The sequence below is a fragment of the Salinivibrio sp. ML198 genome, from assembly GCF_001996015.1.
Classification (GTDB): domain Bacteria; phylum Pseudomonadota; class Gammaproteobacteria; order Enterobacterales; family Vibrionaceae; genus Salinivibrio; species Salinivibrio siamensis.
In genome coordinates this window covers 117,782-133,323 of the sequence record NZ_MUEZ01000003.1, presented here as the reverse complement: position 1 = coordinate 133,323, position 15,542 = coordinate 117,782, and the positions used below count along the sequence as shown (strand labels likewise).

General features: G+C 48.6%; 15 protein-coding genes. 6 read left to right on the top strand and 9 right to left on the bottom strand.

All coding sequences use genetic code 11. The features are described from left to right. Positions 1-153 precede the first annotated feature (153 nt). The 4 genes from BZG25_RS03090 to nagB form a co-directional block, all read right to left on the bottom strand. A complete protein-coding gene (locus tag BZG25_RS03090; protein ID WP_077638518.1) occupies positions 154-1,734 on the bottom strand; it encodes a cation:proton antiporter family protein in 1,581 nt (526 codons plus the stop codon). 297 nt (positions 1,735-2,031) lie between these two features. Then, on the bottom strand, positions 2,032-3,246 hold the full coding sequence (locus BZG25_RS03085) for an ROK family protein (RefSeq protein WP_046073573.1): 1,215 nt from the start codon (positions 3,244-3,246) through the stop codon (positions 2,032-2,034). Positions 3,247-3,253: 7 nt separating this feature from the next. Then, on the bottom strand, positions 3,254-4,390 hold the full coding sequence (gene nagA, locus BZG25_RS03080) for an N-acetylglucosamine-6-phosphate deacetylase (protein ID WP_046073572.1): 1,137 nt from the start codon (positions 4,388-4,390) through the stop codon (positions 3,254-3,256). A gap of 11 nt (positions 4,391-4,401) precedes the next feature. Further along, positions 4,402-5,202 (bottom strand): glucosamine-6-phosphate deaminase, encoded by an 801-nt coding sequence (gene nagB, locus BZG25_RS03075; RefSeq protein WP_046073571.1) that lies wholly within the window; start codon positions 5,200-5,202, stop codon positions 4,402-4,404. 317 nt (positions 5,203-5,519) lie between these two features. On the opposite strand from nagB, the gene nagE reads away from it, so the two are divergent. Both nagE and glnS read left to right on the top strand, forming a co-directional pair. Continuing rightward, positions 5,520-7,028 (top strand): N-acetylglucosamine-specific PTS transporter subunit IIBC, encoded by a 1,509-nt coding sequence (gene nagE / locus BZG25_RS03070; protein WP_046073570.1) that lies wholly within the window; start codon positions 5,520-5,522, stop codon positions 7,026-7,028. 211 nt (positions 7,029-7,239) lie between these two features. Further along, positions 7,240-8,907: a glutamine--tRNA ligase gene (gene glnS / locus BZG25_RS03065; RefSeq protein WP_046073569.1), complete on the top strand. Its 1,668-nt coding sequence runs from the start codon at positions 7,240-7,242 to the stop codon at positions 8,905-8,907. A 52-nt stretch (positions 8,908-8,959) separates the two neighbouring features. Here the strand turns inward: glnS and fcrX are convergent, their stop codons facing one another. Then, positions 8,960-9,406: a ferric iron uptake transcriptional regulator FcrX gene (gene fcrX, locus BZG25_RS03060; RefSeq protein WP_046073568.1), complete on the bottom strand. Its 447-nt coding sequence runs from the start codon at positions 9,404-9,406 to the stop codon at positions 8,960-8,962. Between the two features lie 184 nt (positions 9,407-9,590). On the opposite strand from fcrX, the gene BZG25_RS03055 reads away from it, so the two are divergent. Next, positions 9,591-10,091 (top strand): DUF4442 domain-containing protein, encoded by a 501-nt coding sequence (locus tag BZG25_RS03055; protein WP_046073567.1) that lies wholly within the window; start codon positions 9,591-9,593, stop codon positions 10,089-10,091. Positions 10,092-10,161: 70 nt separating this feature from the next. Here BZG25_RS03055 and fldA read toward each other — a convergent pair whose 3' ends face one another. From fldA to BZG25_RS03040, 3 genes are all read right to left on the bottom strand, one after another. Next, entirely contained in the window at positions 10,162-10,689 is a 528-nt protein-coding gene (fldA, locus tag BZG25_RS03050; protein ID WP_046073566.1) for a flavodoxin FldA, read from the bottom strand. Positions 10,690-10,800: 111 nt separating this feature from the next. Next, positions 10,801-11,022 (bottom strand): DUF2788 domain-containing protein, encoded by a 222-nt coding sequence (locus BZG25_RS03045; RefSeq protein WP_021022467.1) that lies wholly within the window; start codon positions 11,020-11,022, stop codon positions 10,801-10,803. A gap of 60 nt (positions 11,023-11,082) precedes the next feature. Continuing rightward, positions 11,083-11,856 carry an alpha/beta fold hydrolase gene (locus tag BZG25_RS03040; protein ID WP_077638517.1) on the bottom strand — a complete coding sequence of 258 codons (774 nt, stop codon included), beginning with the start codon at positions 11,854-11,856 and terminating at the stop codon, positions 11,083-11,085. A gap of 99 nt (positions 11,857-11,955) precedes the next feature. Here BZG25_RS03040 and seqA point away from each other — a divergent pair, with 99 nt between their 5' ends. Further along, positions 11,956-12,501 (top strand): replication initiation negative regulator SeqA, encoded by a 546-nt coding sequence (gene seqA, locus BZG25_RS03035; protein ID WP_046073564.1) that lies wholly within the window; start codon positions 11,956-11,958, stop codon positions 12,499-12,501. A gap of 28 nt (positions 12,502-12,529) precedes the next feature. Beyond that, positions 12,530-14,176 carry a phosphoglucomutase (alpha-D-glucose-1,6-bisphosphate-dependent) gene (gene pgm / locus BZG25_RS03030; RefSeq protein WP_077638516.1) on the top strand — a complete coding sequence of 549 codons (1,647 nt, stop codon included), beginning with the start codon at positions 12,530-12,532 and terminating at the stop codon, positions 14,174-14,176. 55 nt (positions 14,177-14,231) lie between these two features. Here the strand turns inward: pgm and BZG25_RS03025 are convergent, their stop codons facing one another. Further along, entirely contained in the window at positions 14,232-15,041 is an 810-nt protein-coding gene (locus BZG25_RS03025; RefSeq protein WP_077579200.1) for a DUF1853 family protein, read from the bottom strand. Between the two features lie 147 nt (positions 15,042-15,188). Here BZG25_RS03025 and BZG25_RS03020 point away from each other — a divergent pair, with 147 nt between their 5' ends. Further along, a complete protein-coding gene (locus BZG25_RS03020; protein WP_046073561.1) occupies positions 15,189-15,386 on the top strand; it encodes a DUF2517 family protein in 198 nt (65 codons plus the stop codon). Positions 15,387-15,542 lie beyond the last annotated feature (156 nt).

The following is a 15,542-nucleotide window of genomic DNA, read 5'->3' as shown; positions in this document are numbered from 1 at the left end:
TAGATAAAACAAATTCGTTATCCAAACTGACCTTGTGGTAAATATTATTTAATAAAAACCATGAAAAATGAATATAATTCAAAAATGGCGCAGTTTTTATACAAAAAAGCACAAGTGAAGCATCACTTGTGCGTGAGGAGGGTGGCAGAGTGGTTAGGGATCCGGATGTGAGAAGCGGTCTCTTACGTGACGCGCAAAGCCACTACCTGCCTCTTGATAGATATTAAAGGCTTCATCCACGCCAAGTGCTTTGAGTTGGTCGAGCTCATCTTGATATTTGGCAATGGCGGCGACCTTACCACTGAATTGTGTTTGTCGAATTTGCTCGAGTGCCAACGTATTGGCGTGGCTGTGAGGCATGGCCAGTAAAATGAGCGAGATATTGCCATCAGACACGGCTCGTGACCAAAAGTCGGGATCAGTCGCGTCGCCTAAAATAACACGTCTTCCTTCTTGCTGATGACGAGTGACAGAGTCTTCTCGTGTGTCAATTCCCACAATGGGTTGGTGGTGTGTGGTGGCGAGTTCGTCGTAGGCGCCTGAGCCAATACGTCCCATCCCCAATACCAAAATACTGGCATCACCGAGATTGATTTGTTGATCGCTGGGGTGAAGTTTGTCGGGTGCACGCTCAGGTAGCCAGCGTGATGCCCAACCATACAGCTGGTTACTAAATGTATTGAGCGGGGCGGAAAAGGCAAAACTGAGTGATACCGCGATGGCGATGGAGACCAAGATCGGGCCGGGCATCAGTCCTGTTTTATACGCCAAGCCACCCACAATGAGTCCAAACTCACTGAAGTTGAATAAGGTGAGCGTGGTAAATAAGGCAGTACGGACGCGGTAACGGAATCCATTAACGATCCAATAGTAGAGTACGCCCTTGATGGGCAGTAATAACATCAAAATCAGGGCAAAACTAAAGCTTTGCCAGGTAGGCTGTTCGGACAAGCCAATGTTGAGGAAAAAGCAAACTAGAAAAAGCTCTTTCATATTAAACAGTGACTTGGCCATTTCGGATGCACGTGGGTGACTGGCAAGCAGCATACCGAGAATAAGTGCGCCTAAGTCAGGTTTAATCCCCACCGCCTCAAACAATCCAGCGCCAGCCACTAGGGCGAGGAACACGGCATAAAGAACCAACATTTCACCGTGACCTGCCTTATCCAAAAGCTTACCCAATAGAGGTTTTAGCAGAGGTAAACCAAAGAGGAGGAGGGCGGTGAGTTCGGGGGTTTTTCCCGATGTGGCGGTGAGGAAAATCACGGCAAAGATATCTTGCATGATCAGCATGCCGATGGCCAAGGTGCCATAGGTGGCATTAAGCTCACCTTTTTCTTGCAGCGCTTTGATGGCAAAGACGGTGCTAGAAAACGAAAGCGCGAAGCCAAGCAGTAGCATTTCAGACACACTCATGCCTGACAGCATAGGAATGCTCAGTGCTTTAAGGCCCATTAGCGCGAGAGTAAAAAACGCGGTTGTCAGGACATTATGGGCCGTGGCCCCAAACCAGATTTCTTTCGCAAGCAAGGTTTTGACATCAAGCTTTAAGCCGATAGTAAACAGCAGCAATGTGACACCCAGATCGGCCAGCTGCGTGATCACCGGTGTCGACTGGTAGCCCATGGCATGGAGAACAAAGCCAGCGATAAGAAAGCCAACCAGTGGCGGGAGGTGGCAGCGCATTAATGCATAGCCACTGATAAATGCAGCGGAAATAAAAACCAGTTCCATATCTTGTACTTATTCTAAAGTTGAGTGAGACAAGGCATTGTCGGTAACGTGGCTATAATGTACACGTTTTGTGGTCAGTATGTGAATGTAAAATAAGGAAGCGTGAGAAAAGGCCGGTGAAGATAAGATGAGGCAAGGCGACATTTGCAGAGAAGACTGACGTTGCGAGAGAAGATGCCCGCTCTCCTAACCGCTGGCTGACCAACGGTTAGGGATTAACGTTTCGGCTAGGTTTAACGGCGATGCTTTAACTGACATGTTTTAATCACTCAACATGTCAATCCAAGTAGTGAAAAACTACTCCTCCAACAGCTCTTGTAGGAGCTCACCATTAAGCATCGCCCGCTTGACTAAGGAAAACGCAGCCATTGTAGGCTGAGCCTCCAGATTTGCGCTAACAATCGCCAGCTTCTCGTGGAAACTTGGCAGTGATTGATTCTCTACACAGCGCTCAATGGCAGGAAACACCACACTTTTTGCCGCGGTAATTTTGCCAGCAATCACCACCAGTTGTGGATTAAACAGGTTTACGGTCATCGCGATCGCTTTACCCAGATGATTGCCAACTTTAACCAACACTTGGCGTGCTAACTCATCACCTTGCTCTGCGGCTTGGCAAATGGCTTCGATGGTTAGGCTTTGATCATAACTGAGGCTACTGGGATGCCCTTGCGCAAGCAGTTGTTGGGCGTGCTCAATGATGGCTTCGTTTGAGGCCACGGTTTCTAAGCAGCCAAAGTTGCCACACTGACATTTTTTACCCAGTGGATCGATCTGCACATGGCCGAGCTCACCGACATTGCGGTTATGGCCAAGAAAAATTTGCCCATTGACGATGATCCCCGCGCCAGTACCATGATGCACACTGACCAGCATAGAGTCATAGTAGTCTTGGCTCGCCCCAAAGTAGTGCTCCGCCAGCGCTTGACCGCGAATATCGTTGCCAACGAAAGCCTGCACACCAAACTCTTCGCGCAAGGTATCAGCAAGTGCAAGTTGTTTGATATTGATGTTGGGCATGTATTCGACCACCCCTGAATCAGGGTCAACCAAGCCAGGCATGACCACGGATATCGCAATCAGTTCTCGGAGTGCGTGTTGGTGCGTTTCCAAAAATTGGCTAACGATATGAATCAAGCCTTGAACAAGCTCGTCCTGATCATGGTAGTGGAAGGTTTCGCCGTGTTCGGCCAAAGAGGCACCACTCAAGTCATACAAAGACAACTCAATAAAATGACGACCCAATCGTACCGCAAGGGTATGAAAGGGCGCACACTCGGTGGTGAGAGAAATGGCACGACGTCCACCTGTCGATGCTTGTTGTGCCACCTCTTTAATGAGGCCTCTTTCTAGCAGTTGGCGGGTAATTTTGGTCACACTTGCCGGCGCCAATCGGCTTACATCGGCAATTTGTATGCGTGAAATAGGCCCTTGTTGATCAATTAATCGATAAACGGCAGCTCCGTTAAGTTGCTTTACGAGATCGACATTCCCGATTTTTCCGCCAGTCATAGGTGTCCTAGCTTTGTAGATATTGTCCGTTTACGATCGTCGCTTGAACGTTGATTGCACGGTCGAAAATGGCAAGATTCGCAACTTTCCCCGGACGAATGCTGCCATAGTGTTGTTCGATACCGATTGCGCGAGCGGGATAGAGCGTAGCCATCCGCAAAGCTTCATCCAAGGCGATCCCTACATGCTCAACACTGTTATAAATCGCCTGATCCATCGTCAGTGCCGAGCCGCCAAGCGTGCCATTTTCATCTACACACTTACCGTCACGGTAATATACTTTCTTACCTACAAAAATAAAGTGATCCATGTCGGCTCCTGCTGGTGCAACAGCATCCGTAACCAACACTAATTTCTCACCTTTTACTTTATGTGCGAGACGAATATTAGGGTACGAGACGTGAAAGCCGTCAGCAATTACACCAGTGTACACATCAGATGTATCGTAGATGGCACCGACGACACCTGGCTCACGGCCTGAAATAGAGGTCATTGCGTTAAACAGGTGCGTGGCAAAGGAAATGCCGTGGGTAAAGCCTTGCTTAGCTTGTGCGTAAGTGGCATTGGTATGGCCAGCAGAGACCACGATACCAGCTCGCTTCAGGGATTGAATATGCGACGCGGGCGCCAGTTCAGGCGCGAGGGTGACTTTGGCAATCACATCCGCATTTTCGCATAAGTAGTTGATCATCTCATCGTTGCTTGGGCGAATATAGTCAGCGCTGTGTATCCCCTTTTTTTCGATATTCAAATAAGGGCCTTCAAGGTGTAACCCCAGCGCCTGATGAGGCTGCTGTTTTTGGTAAGCACGCATGGCGTTGATGGCGGCTTGCATATCGGTATCAGAGCTAGTGATCAGGGTGGGGAGAAAGTTGGTGCAACCTGATTTAAGGTTAGCCTGATGCATGGTCGCGATGGTGTCAGGGGTAATGGCATCATTAAACATCACGCCGCCACAGCCATTAAGCTGAAGGTCAATGAAGCCTGGGCTGACTAATGCACCGTCGAGCGCGCGCGTGGCAATATCATTGGGCAGGGCGTCTTGTCGACAGACGGCGTCAATCAGGCCTTCTTTAATCACGATGGCATGATCATCCAACACCTCATGGCCAGTAAAAATCCGGCAGTGGGTTAACGCATACATGCTTCAATTCCTTATAAATGGTGTATATTTTGGGCTTCAAGCTCTTGAAAATACTTCACAGTTTTTACTTTTAGTTCTGCTGTTGAAGGCGCATCGCACACAATCATCGCTTTTGGGTGCAGTTGTAGCGCTGATACTGTCCATAAGTGGTTCACTGACCCTTCTACCGCGGCCTCAAGTGCCTGGGCTTTATTGTGTCCTGTCACTAGGATCATGACTTCTTCTGCATCTAACAAGGTGCCGACACCAATGGTGAGCGCATGCTTAGGTACTTGATTGATATCATTATCAAAGAAGCGAGAGTTTGCCACACGGGTATCCTCGGTCAAGGTTTTGATCCGTGTTCTTGATGCTAATGATGACGCGGGTTCATTAAACGCAATATGACCATCGTTACCTACACCACCCATAAAGAGATGGATTTTGCCGTACGCTTTGATTTTTTCTTCATAGCGTTGGCACTCGGCATCGACATCGGTCGCATTTCCATTAAGCAAGTTGATGTTTTTTTCTTGAATATCAATATGGTTAAAAAAGTTTTCGTACATAAAGGTACGATACGCTTGTGGGTGATCAGCAGGGATCCCACAGTATTCGTCCATATTAAAGGTCACCACGTGCTCAAAACTGATTTCGCCTTGCTGGTGGAGCTTAATGAGTTGCTTATAGGTGTTGAGTGGCGTCCCCCCTGTGGGTAAGCCCAGAACAAAGGGGTTATCGGCAGTCGGCGAAAACGTGTTGATGGTATCGACGATATAGCGAGCCGACCATAGGCCGACTTGTTGGCTGGTTTGTAAAGGAATGAGTCGCATCGGTCACCTCGTTCTATCAATGCTCAGTTCGTGGCCATAGCATAACGGATATGCTCATTTATTTTCATCATAAAATAAGTTTTATGATCAGGCTAACAATTTTCTCTGTGTATGGGGTGTTTTGGTGATGATTCTCACAAATAACGCGGGTTTAATTTGCGAGGCGAATTTATTGACATAAACTGCAATTGACTAACATTGCTTTACAAAAGAAGTGATTTAACAAAAGTCCTTGGGCAAGCGTCCAAGTTAGATGCCCAGCCGCGGAGCAAGCGTTAGCGTGGTGGGGCACTGAAAAATATAAAGGGGGAACGACGGTGAATATTCTTGGTTATGCACAACGTATAGGTCGTGCGCTGATGGTACCGGTTGCGGTATTACCAGCGGCTGCGATCTTGATGGGGGTCGGCTACTGGCTTGACCCAACTGGATGGGGGGGCAACAGTGCCCTAGCTGCTTTCTTGATAAAATCAGGGGCAGCGATTATCGACAATATGTCAGTGTTATTTGCCATCGGTGTGGCATATGGCATGTCAAAAGATAAAGACGGCGCCGCCGCTCTGGCAGGCTTTGTTGGCTTTATGGTGATCACCACGCTGTGTGCGCCGGGTGCGGTAAGTCAAATTGGCTTGGTCGATATTTCAGTGGGCAACAATGAGCTTGCGTTCAGCAAAATCAACAACCAGTTTATCGGTATCTTGATCGGTGTGGTGTCTGCTGAGCTGTACAACCGTTATAGCGGTGTTGAGCTGCCTAAAGCCTTGGCTTTCTTTAGTGGCCGGCGTTTGGTGCCTATTTTGGTCTCTGTTGTGGCGATCATCATCTCGTTTGTATTGATGTTTGTCTGGCCTGTGTTATTTGGCGGCTTGGTTCACTTTGGTGAAAGCATCACCAACCTAGGTGCCGCGGGTGCCGGTGTTTATGGCTTCTTTAACCGCTTACTTATCCCTGTTGGTCTGCACCACGCGCTTAACGCCGTATTCTGGTTCGATACGGTCGGTATTAACGACTTGGGCCGCTTCTGGATGGGGGCACAAGGCCTTGAAACAGGCGAAGCGATTAAAGGGACCACAGGCATGTACATGGCAGGCTTCTTCCCCGTCATGATGTTTGGTCTACCGGGTGCAGCGCTTGCGATTTATCACACAGCGCGTCCTGAGAACAAAGCACGTGTTGCGTCTATCATGATTGCTGCTGGTTTTGCGTCTTTCTTTACTGGGGTGACCGAGCCACTTGAATTCTCATTCTTGTTTGTCGCACCTTTGTTGTTCGTGTTGCATGCGCTATTAACCGGTGTTTCCTTGTTTATCGCGGCCACTTTCGACTGGACGGCAGGCTTCGGCTTCTCGGCAGGTTTAGTTGACTTGGTGTTGTCGTCGAAAAACCCTGTGGCTAACCAGTGGTACATGCTGCCTATCATGGGCCTTGTATTCTTTGCGCTTTATTATGTGTCATTCCGCGCCGCGATTTCAGCGCTCAATCTGAAAACGCCAGGCCGAGAAGATGACGCAGTAGAAAGTGCACCGGCGAGCGCCAATACCGGTGAAGCGAGCGATAATCGCGAGCTTGCACGCAAGTACCTTAAAGCCCTTGGTGGTCATCAAAACCTAACATCGATTGATGCGTGTATCACCCGTCTGCGTCTGTCGGTTGCCGACCGCGAGGTGGTTGATGAAGCGAAATTGAAAGCCATTGGGGCGATGGGAGTCGTCAAGCTTGGCGAGAACAACTTGCAGGTCATTCTTGGCCCTCTAGCAGAAATCATTGCCGGTGAGCTGAAACAAATTCCAGAAGATGAAGATTTGTCAAACGTCGCGCTGCCATAAACGAGGCACTGTACGACAATGATCTGAACAAAGCGCCCAGCCAACAGCTGGGCGTTTTTTAGGTTTGTGTCATCGCTTTCGCGCAAAAAAGTAACAAATAGGCCTACACCGCGATGACAATGACAACAACGGGTTGAGTCGCAGCACGGAATAGGAGATCATAGTATCTATGTAGCTTTAAAATTCGCATTTTTGATACGAGGTAACCTTGATGAGTGATGCTGAAGCTCGTCCCACTAACTTTATTCGCCAAATCATTGATAAAGACTTGGCGGAAGGGAAACACACAGCGATCGTGACACGTTTCCCACCAGAGCCGAATGGCTATCTGCACATCGGCCATGCCAAATCAATTTGTTTGAATTTCGGGATCGCACAAGACTATCAGGGTGAATGCAACCTGCGTTTTGATGATACCAACCCAGAAAAAGAAAACGTGGAGTACGTTGAGTCTATCAAGCGTGACGTGCAATGGTTGGGCTTTGACTGGGCAGGAGAGGTGCGTTACTCCTCAAACTACTTTGATAAGCTTTATGGTTACGCGGTTGAACTGATTGAAAAAGGGCTAGCGTACGTCGAAGAGCTGACGCCCGATGAGATCCGAGAGTATCGTGGAACATTGACCGAGCCGGGCAAGCACAGCCCTTATCGCGAACGTTCGGTTGAAGAGAACTTAGCATTGTTTGAAAAAATGCGTGCTGGTGAGTTTGCAGAAGGTAAAGCCTGTTTGCGTGCCAAAATCGATATGGCGTCGCCCTTTATGGTGATGCGTGATCCGGTTTTATACCGCGTGCGTTTTGCGCATCATCACCAGACTGGGGATAAGTGGTGCATTTATCCAATGTATGACTTTACTCATTGTATCTCGGATGCACTAGAAGGAATTACCCATTCTCTTTGCACCCTTGAATTTCAAGATAACCGACGCCTATACGATTGGGTGTTGGAAAATATCACCATCGACTGTACGCCGCGCCAATATGAGTTCAGCCGCTTAAATCTCGAGTATACCGTGATGTCCAAGCGTAAGCTGAACCAACTGGTGGAAGAGCAGTTAGTGAACGGCTGGGATGACCCGCGTATGCTGACTATCTCTGGCTTGCGTCGTCGTGGTTACACGCCTGCCTCGATTCGTGAATTTTGCCAGCGTATTGGTGTGACCAAGCAAGACAATACCATAGAGATGAGTGCGCTTGAGTCTTGTGTACGCGATGATTTGAACGAAAATGCGCCACGCGCAATGGCGGTGCTCGATCCGATTAAACTGGTGATTGAAAACAAAGCCGATGATGTCGAATGGCTTGATGCGCCAAATCATCCCAATCAGCCCGAGATGGGCACGCGTCAGGTGCCCTTTTCGCGCGAGATCTGGATTGAACGTGAAGATTTCCGTGAATCAGCCAACAAGAAGTACAAGCGACTGGTGCTGGACAAGGAAGTGCGTTTGCGCAATGCCTATGTGGTAAAAGCAGAGCGTTGTGAGAAAGACGATGATGGCAATATTACCACTGTGTATTGCAGCTATGATCCAGACACCCTCGGTAAAGATCCTGCCGATGGGCGTAAAGTGAAAGGGGTGATCCATTGGGTCTCTGCTGCTGAGGCGTTACCCGCTGAATTCCGTTTGTACGACCGTTTATTCACGGTGCCAAATCCGGCGGGTGCGGATAACTTCGCTGAGACGATTAATCCGGCGTCATTGCAGGTACAACAGGGGTTTGTTGAACCAAGTATGCAAAATGCGCCAGTAGAGAAGGGTTATCAGTTTGAACGGACAGGCTATTTCTGTGCAGATAATAAAGATAGCCGTAAAGATGCACTTGTCTTTAACCGGACCGTGAGTTTACGTGATACCTGGGCGAAGATAGAAGGTAAATAATAAAAAGCCGGCGTGATGACCACGCCGGCTTTTTTCGAACGTTCACACTGAATCAATCAGCGTTATGAATGGATGGGTCGGCTTTGCAATCGCCTTCCTTACAGTGACCATACAAATACAAACTATGGTTTGTCAGTTGCACATTAAAGCGTGCGGCGATTTCTTTCTGACGCTCTTCAATCAAATCATCAGAAAATTCAATCACTTTACCGCAGTCAAGGCAGACTAGGTGGTCATGATGATGCTGTGTTGCCAATTCAAATACGGACTTTCCGCCTTCAAAATGGTGACGCGTGACAATGCCTGCATCGTCAAATTGGTTCAGTACGCGGTACACGGTTGCTAGGCCAATTTCTTCACCTAGGTCGATTAATTTCTTATACAGGTCTTCGGCACTGATGTGCTGGCAATCTGGCTGTTGCAGCACTTCTAGGATCTTGAGCCGTGGGAGGGTGACTTTGAGCCCAGCTTGCTTCAACGCCTGGTTATTGTCTGACATGTGTATCTACCTGTTTTCTGCCTGAGTTAAGACAGTTGGATTAGCAAGGAAAATATCTTATAAGCCTATCAAAATTGCACTGCTCTCGCTACTCTCGACATGCGTTCTTAGGACGAAATTTGATCATTTGTGGTTGCATCAATGTTTACGAGATGTGAATATTATCTGGTTAGACCAGATAAGGATGTCAACTTACATGTATCGCTTCTACAAACCACGTATTGTTAAGTGGGCACTTAACAGCTGGCCACCGTTTTGGGGCGCAGGGATCCATATTGATGCGATTAGCCAGGATTTTAAACGCGTCAACATGCGTTTGAAACTCCGCTGGTGGAATAAAAATGCCAATCGTACCCAGTATGGCGGTAGCATCTTCTCCTTAACCGATCCTGTCTATGCGCTCATGTTAATGGGGATTCTCGGCCCTCAGTACCATGTTTGGGACAAACAAGCAGATATCAATTTTATTAAGCCGGGAACCACGGACTTGTACGCAGATTTTGTGATCAGTGATGCGGTGTTAACCGATATCCAACAACAAGCAGGGCGAGGCGATAAGGTATTGCCCGAGTTTGTTGTCCACGTCAAAGACGCGCATGGCGAGGTGGTTGCTGAAGTAAGGCGTACACTTTATGTGAGAAAAAAACGCCAGTATCGAGATACAGCCAGTAAACAAGCCGCATGATCGGCCCGTTGTGCACCGATTAGATAAAAAACGCCAAGGTTGAGTCCCCTTGGCGTTTGATAAGCCAGACTTAGTCTTCAAGCTCTGCGAGACACATTTCTTCGTAAACTTGTTTCACCCACTTGCTCACACGCTCGTCGGTCAGTTCAGGCTGGCGATCTTCATCCACACACAAGCCAACAAAATGGTTGTCATCAACCAATGCTTGTGAGGCTTCAAATTCATACCCCTCAGTTGGCCAATGACCAATGATGGTCGCGCCTTTCGCTTCAATGATGTCGCGGACGGTGCCCATGGCATCACAGAAGTATTCTGCGTAATCTTCTTGGTCGCCACAGCCGAAAATAGCCACGAGTTTTGTTGAGAAGTCAATTTGCTCTAACTCTGGGAAAAAGTCATCCCAGTCGCACTGTGCTTCACCGTAATACCATGTTGGAATACCGATCAGCAGCAAATCGAAGTTATCAATATCTTCTTTGCTGCTCTTCGCGATATCTTGCACGTGAACCATTTGCTTGCCTAACTGCTTTTGAATGGTTTTTGCAATTGCTTCCGTGTTTCCCGTGTCACTACCAAAGAAGAGACCTACACTCGCCATATAAAAAACACCCGTTTTGTCAGTGGGTTGCTGTTTGCAACTAACTCGAATTAAAGAAAAAGCGTCGCTTTTTCAAACCTATATGATTAACCAGTGACTTCAGTGCTAGGGTTAGCCGATGCCGACCCCTTCCCAAACCAACTGAATCACACCTTTTACGATAAAGCCGACACAGCCTAGTGTGAGTACAAACCAGACGATCCGTCGGCCGAATACTGGCACATTGCCCTCACGTAACACGTCTTTAATTGCCATGCCGATAAAAAAGAAAATCGCGGCGAAGACGAGATCTAGACCTATTTTCTCGAGCAATTGAAAGTGCTCGTAAAGCATGCGTGCCTCCATTGAGCACCGACTTATGCGGCGCAATATATCACAAGGGTCACTTAACTGTTAACGCTCGCTCGGCATTAAAAAACGTTCTATGACGCTGGCAACCACCGCCGGTTTTTCAGCATGTAGCCAATGACCCGTGCCTGCCACCATATGCGCTTTTGAATGAGGGAACTGAGCGACAATGGCCTCGCGGTGGTCTGGCAGAATGTATTCAGAGTTCTGCCCTTTGACAAACAGAGTTGGGCCCGAATACTGGCCAAACTCTGTCCATCCCATGATGTTACGATAGCCGTGATAAAGATTATCAATATTGAAGCGCCAGGCGTAGTGACCGTGATCGGTTTTATAGAGTGATTTCAATAAAAATTGGCTCACGCCTGGATTTTCAATCGATTCATTCATCATGGTTTGCGCTTGTTGGCGGCTTTCCAGTGTCACCGTTTGTGTCTGATGCAATGCCCTGAAAACATTGTCATGTCGGTTAACTTGATAATCGACTGGGGCAATATCCATCACCACCAATTGTTCTACGCGCTCTGGAAAACGCTGGGCGAGGGCCATCGCCACTTTGCCACCCATTGAATGACCAACGATAATGGCTGACTCAAGCTGTTGTGCATCCATCCACGCGACCACGGCATCGGACTGGCTTTGATAATCTGTGTCCTGTGTATGATAGGAGCGACCATGGTTAGGTAGATCAATTTGATAAACACAAAAATGCTCGGATAGTGTCTTAGCGAGCCCGCCTAAATTATCGAGATCACCGAATAAACCGTGGATCAATACAAGCGGTGAGCCCTCACCGCGAGACTTTCCGTTTAATAACACGTTGCTTTTCTCTCAGATTACTGGCTTTAACGTAGAGTATACCTATCTATCTCTGTATAATCGCCCCGTTAAACGATAAACAGGACGCGATGAAAAACAATGAAGACGATAGAGGTTGACGACGATCTATACCGGTATATTGCCAGCCAAACTCAGCATATTGGCGAAAGCGCATCAGACATCCTGCGTCGCTTACTGCTGTCGGACTCGGCACCGCAGCCCACTCAGGCTGCGCCGACGACGCCCTCTCGTTCTAGCGGTATTGTTGTCAGTAAAGACGCTGGGCGCAGTGCGTCCGTTGATCGTGTCAAAGCGATGCGAACGTTATTGATTTCAGATGAGTTTGCGGCTCAAGAACGAGCTATTGGTCGTTTTATGCTGATCCTCACCACCTTATACCGTGTTGACCAACAAGGATTCGCAGATGGTATGGCGCTAAAAGGGCGTACCCGTCTGTATTTTGCCGATAATCCACAAACTTTATTAGAAAGCGGCAAAACCACCAAACCCAAGCAGATTCCAGACACCCCTTTTTGGGTCATCACCAACACGAACACTGGCCGTAAGCGTCAGATGGTGGAGCAGCTTATGGAAAAAATGCAGTTCCCGAGTGATTTGACTGAGAAGGTTGTGAACGCGATTTAATCTATGCCACTCATGGGAGAAGAGAATTATGGCAGTGCATCCTCAAGCCGGACAGCGCGCGAATCCGCAAGATTTGTGTGATATCCCGGCGCTTGTGACGCGTTTTTTCCAGGCTCAACCACGTCCAGGTCATCCGTCGCAACGTGTTGCGTTTGGGACGTCAGGACACCGTGGAAGCGCGTTGAACACGACGTTTAACCGCGATCATATTTTGGCGATTGCACAAGCAATTTGTGATGAGCGCAGCGCGCGCGGCATTTCTGGCCCTGTCTTTGTGGGAAAAGACACTCATGCGCTTTCAGTACCAGCATTCGATGCCGTGGTTGAAGTGTTAACGGCCAATCACGTTACGGTGATTGGCCAAGCTGAGCAAGGGTATACACCCACCCCAGGGGTATCGCAGCAGATACTCGCCTACAACCGCGCGCATGACGCGAAAGCGGACGGGATTGTCATCACTCCCTCGCACAACCCACCGCAAGATGGGGGCATCAAATACAACCCGCCCCATGGTGGACCCGCCGAAGGCGAAATCACGAAAGCAATAGAAACGCGAGCGAATCACTATATTGAAACCCATCTCGTGGGTGTTAAACGCTCGGAGATTGATGCGGCGATGCACAGTGACTATTACCAAGCGCAAGATCTTGTGACGCCATATGTCTCTGGGCTGGACAAGGTTGTTGATATCGAGGCTATTCAAAAAGCGGGTTTAAAACTTGCCGTTGACCCTTTGGGGGGAGCAGGGATCCGCTATTGGCAGCAAATTGCCGCGCATTATCAACTGGATATTACCCTGATTAACGATCATGTCGACCCAACGTTTGGCTTTATGCCGCGCGATAGCGATGGCGTGATTCGTATGGATTGCTCGTCTGCATACGCAATGGCCGGACTATTGGCGTACAAAGATGATTATGATTTGGCATTTGGCAATGATCCAGACTTTGATCGCCACGGCATCGTGACCCCCGAAGGATTGATGAACCCGAATCACTATTTAGCCGTGTGCATCGATTATTTGTTCCGCCACCGTCCGCAATGGTCAGCCGATTTAGGAGTGGGTAAGACCCTGGTGTCCAGTGCGATCATTGATAAGGTGGTTGGCGATCTCGCTCGTCCGCTGGTTGAAGTGCCCGTCGGCTTTAAATGGTTTGTGCCTGGCTTGAGTGAAGGAACGCTTGGCTTTGGCGGGGAAGAAAGTGCCGGTGCCTCATTCTTAACCTTTGATGGGCAGCCATGGTCAACAGATAAAGATGGTATCATTCTTTGCTTACTGGCAGCAGAAATCCTGGCGGTAACGGGGCTTACGCCGCAGGCGTATTATCAAAAACTTGCCCACAAGCACGGTGATCCGTCGTATAACCGATTACAAGCGGTTGCCAATGCAGCGCAAAAGCAGGTGCTCAGTCAGCTCAGCCCCGAGATGGTGACGGCAGAGAGCTTGGCGGGCGATACCATCACCGCCAAACTGACGCATGCGCCGGGGAATGGCGCTGCCATCGGAGGACTGAAAGTGGTCACGGAGTTTGGTTGGTTCGCTGCGCGCCCATCAGGGACAGAAGATATTTATAAAATCTACTGTGAAAGCTTTAAAGGTGATGATCACTTGCGTTTGATTGAGCAAGAAGCGCAACAAATTGTTGACCGCGTGTTCAACGCTCAAGGCGTTTAGCGCGTCCCGTCGTGACGCTGTAGTCGAAAACGCGTACAGACAATGTGCGCGTTTTTTATTTCAAAGCGGGTAACGCGGGTATCGTCTCTGGCCAGTCGCGGGGTACCACGACCCAAGGGGTGAGTGAGTCATCTAACAAGTGACAGGTGCGAGATAGCTCATCAAGTGATGCGCGTTCGAGCTTGGGCAAATCAGCGAAAGCGGGCAGTGACAACCACTGGTCGCGGGCCAATACGGCAAATTCCCTGTCTGTTGGTAATGCATCTGGCCAACACCACCATCCCCCAATGCTGTCATGATTGACGGGGGGCCACTCTGGTAGGGGCTGCTCGCCATGATGATAATGGCGGTACAACCTTCCTTGCACCATCAAACGTTTCTCACTCGGTTGCCAGTGTGGGTATTGCTGACAGAAGCTTGGGTGGCTGGACAGCGCCAATTGGTGGTCAAGCATTCGCGCCACTTTGATATCCAACGCATCCTTGGCATTGGGGCCTAACCAACGGTTGTCATAGGCGAGGTAGAATTTTACCGCCACCTCCCAGTGCTCTAGTTGCCCCTGATATCTGACTAAAAAGTCGATGGCACCTCGCGTCTTGCCGCCCTCATTAATTTGTATTTCCTCAGCTTCTAACCCCAAATGCGGGTGACAATCAATGAGCTGAGTGAGCAGCCACTGATAGTAAAAGCCGATACGCTTTGGTCCCTTATAGGGCGAGGGAGATGGCAGTAATTTGTGTTGCCAAAGATGATGAGGCACAACCGGGAAGTGCTTGTCGCTGAGTAGTGAGAACTGATTTTGTAACCAGCTAAAGTCGGCATTGATTTGATCTTGGTTGCTAAATAGCGGATCGGTGTCACTCATGATGTAATTTTATTACCTTGTTAAAAGACTGTTAAAGCTGAATCTGGTGATTTTTGGGTGAAACATAACCATTTATGTAGTAAAAAAACAAAATGGGTGGTACACTACGTCCATACTTGCAAACTGGTCAGATGAGTGAGGTTGATTATGTATACACCGTTCGATAAAACCCGTGTTGTGTTGCGCCGCTGCGCGGTTGTGATCGCGGGCATCACTTGCCTGCCAACACTGATTGTGCCGCCCATGGCATCGCGTTTATATAGCCATTTACATCAAGTCTGGCTTAAAGACAGCACCAAGCCAGTCTGGTTAGCTGAGTCGGAAAAGGTCGGTGGTTTTTTCTAACCCACCTTTACCTCATCAAGGCTTAGCCTATCGTATAAGCCATAAATACGTATAGATGCAGCCGAACAGATAGGTAGCGATTAGATAAGCGGTGAGCCATTCGTGCTCGCCGCTTTTTTTATTTTTGCTTGTCAGGTTACACTGTTGCCATTGTCT

Excerpts from the sequence above, each read along its gene's own strand:
- BZG25_RS03090 (WP_077638518.1), bottom strand. The coding sequence starts at position 1,734 with ATGGAACTGGTTTTTATTTCCGCTGCATTTATCAGTGGCTATGCATTA.
- BZG25_RS03085 (WP_046073573.1), bottom strand. The coding sequence starts at position 3,246 with ATGACTGGCGGAAAAATCGGGAATGTCGATCTCGTAAAGCAACTTAAC.
- nagA (WP_046073572.1), bottom strand. The coding sequence starts at position 4,390 with ATGTATGCGTTAACCCACTGCCGGATTTTTACTGGCCATGAGGTGTTG.
- nagB (WP_046073571.1), bottom strand. The coding sequence starts at position 5,202 with ATGCGACTCATTCCTTTACAAACCAGCCAACAAGTCGGCCTATGGTCG.
- glnS (WP_046073569.1), top strand. The coding sequence starts at position 7,240 with ATGAGTGATGCTGAAGCTCGTCCCACTAACTTTATTCGCCAAATCATT.
- fcrX (WP_046073568.1), bottom strand. The coding sequence starts at position 9,406 with ATGTCAGACAATAACCAGGCGTTGAAGCAAGCTGGGCTCAAAGTCACC.
- BZG25_RS03055 (WP_046073567.1), top strand. The coding sequence starts at position 9,591 with ATGTCAACTTACATGTATCGCTTCTACAAACCACGTATTGTTAAGTGG.
- fldA (WP_046073566.1), bottom strand. The coding sequence starts at position 10,689 with ATGGCGAGTGTAGGTCTCTTCTTTGGTAGTGACACGGGAAACACGGAA.
- BZG25_RS03045 (WP_021022467.1), bottom strand. The coding sequence starts at position 11,022 with ATGCTTTACGAGCACTTTCAATTGCTCGAGAAAATAGGTCTAGATCTC.
- seqA (WP_046073564.1), top strand. The coding sequence starts at position 11,956 with ATGAAGACGATAGAGGTTGACGACGATCTATACCGGTATATTGCCAGC.
- pgm (WP_077638516.1), top strand. The coding sequence starts at position 12,530 with ATGGCAGTGCATCCTCAAGCCGGACAGCGCGCGAATCCGCAAGATTTG.
- BZG25_RS03025 (WP_077579200.1), bottom strand. The coding sequence starts at position 15,041 with ATGAGTGACACCGATCCGCTATTTAGCAACCAAGATCAAATCAATGCC.
- BZG25_RS03020 (WP_046073561.1), top strand. The coding sequence starts at position 15,189 with ATGTATACACCGTTCGATAAAACCCGTGTTGTGTTGCGCCGCTGCGCG.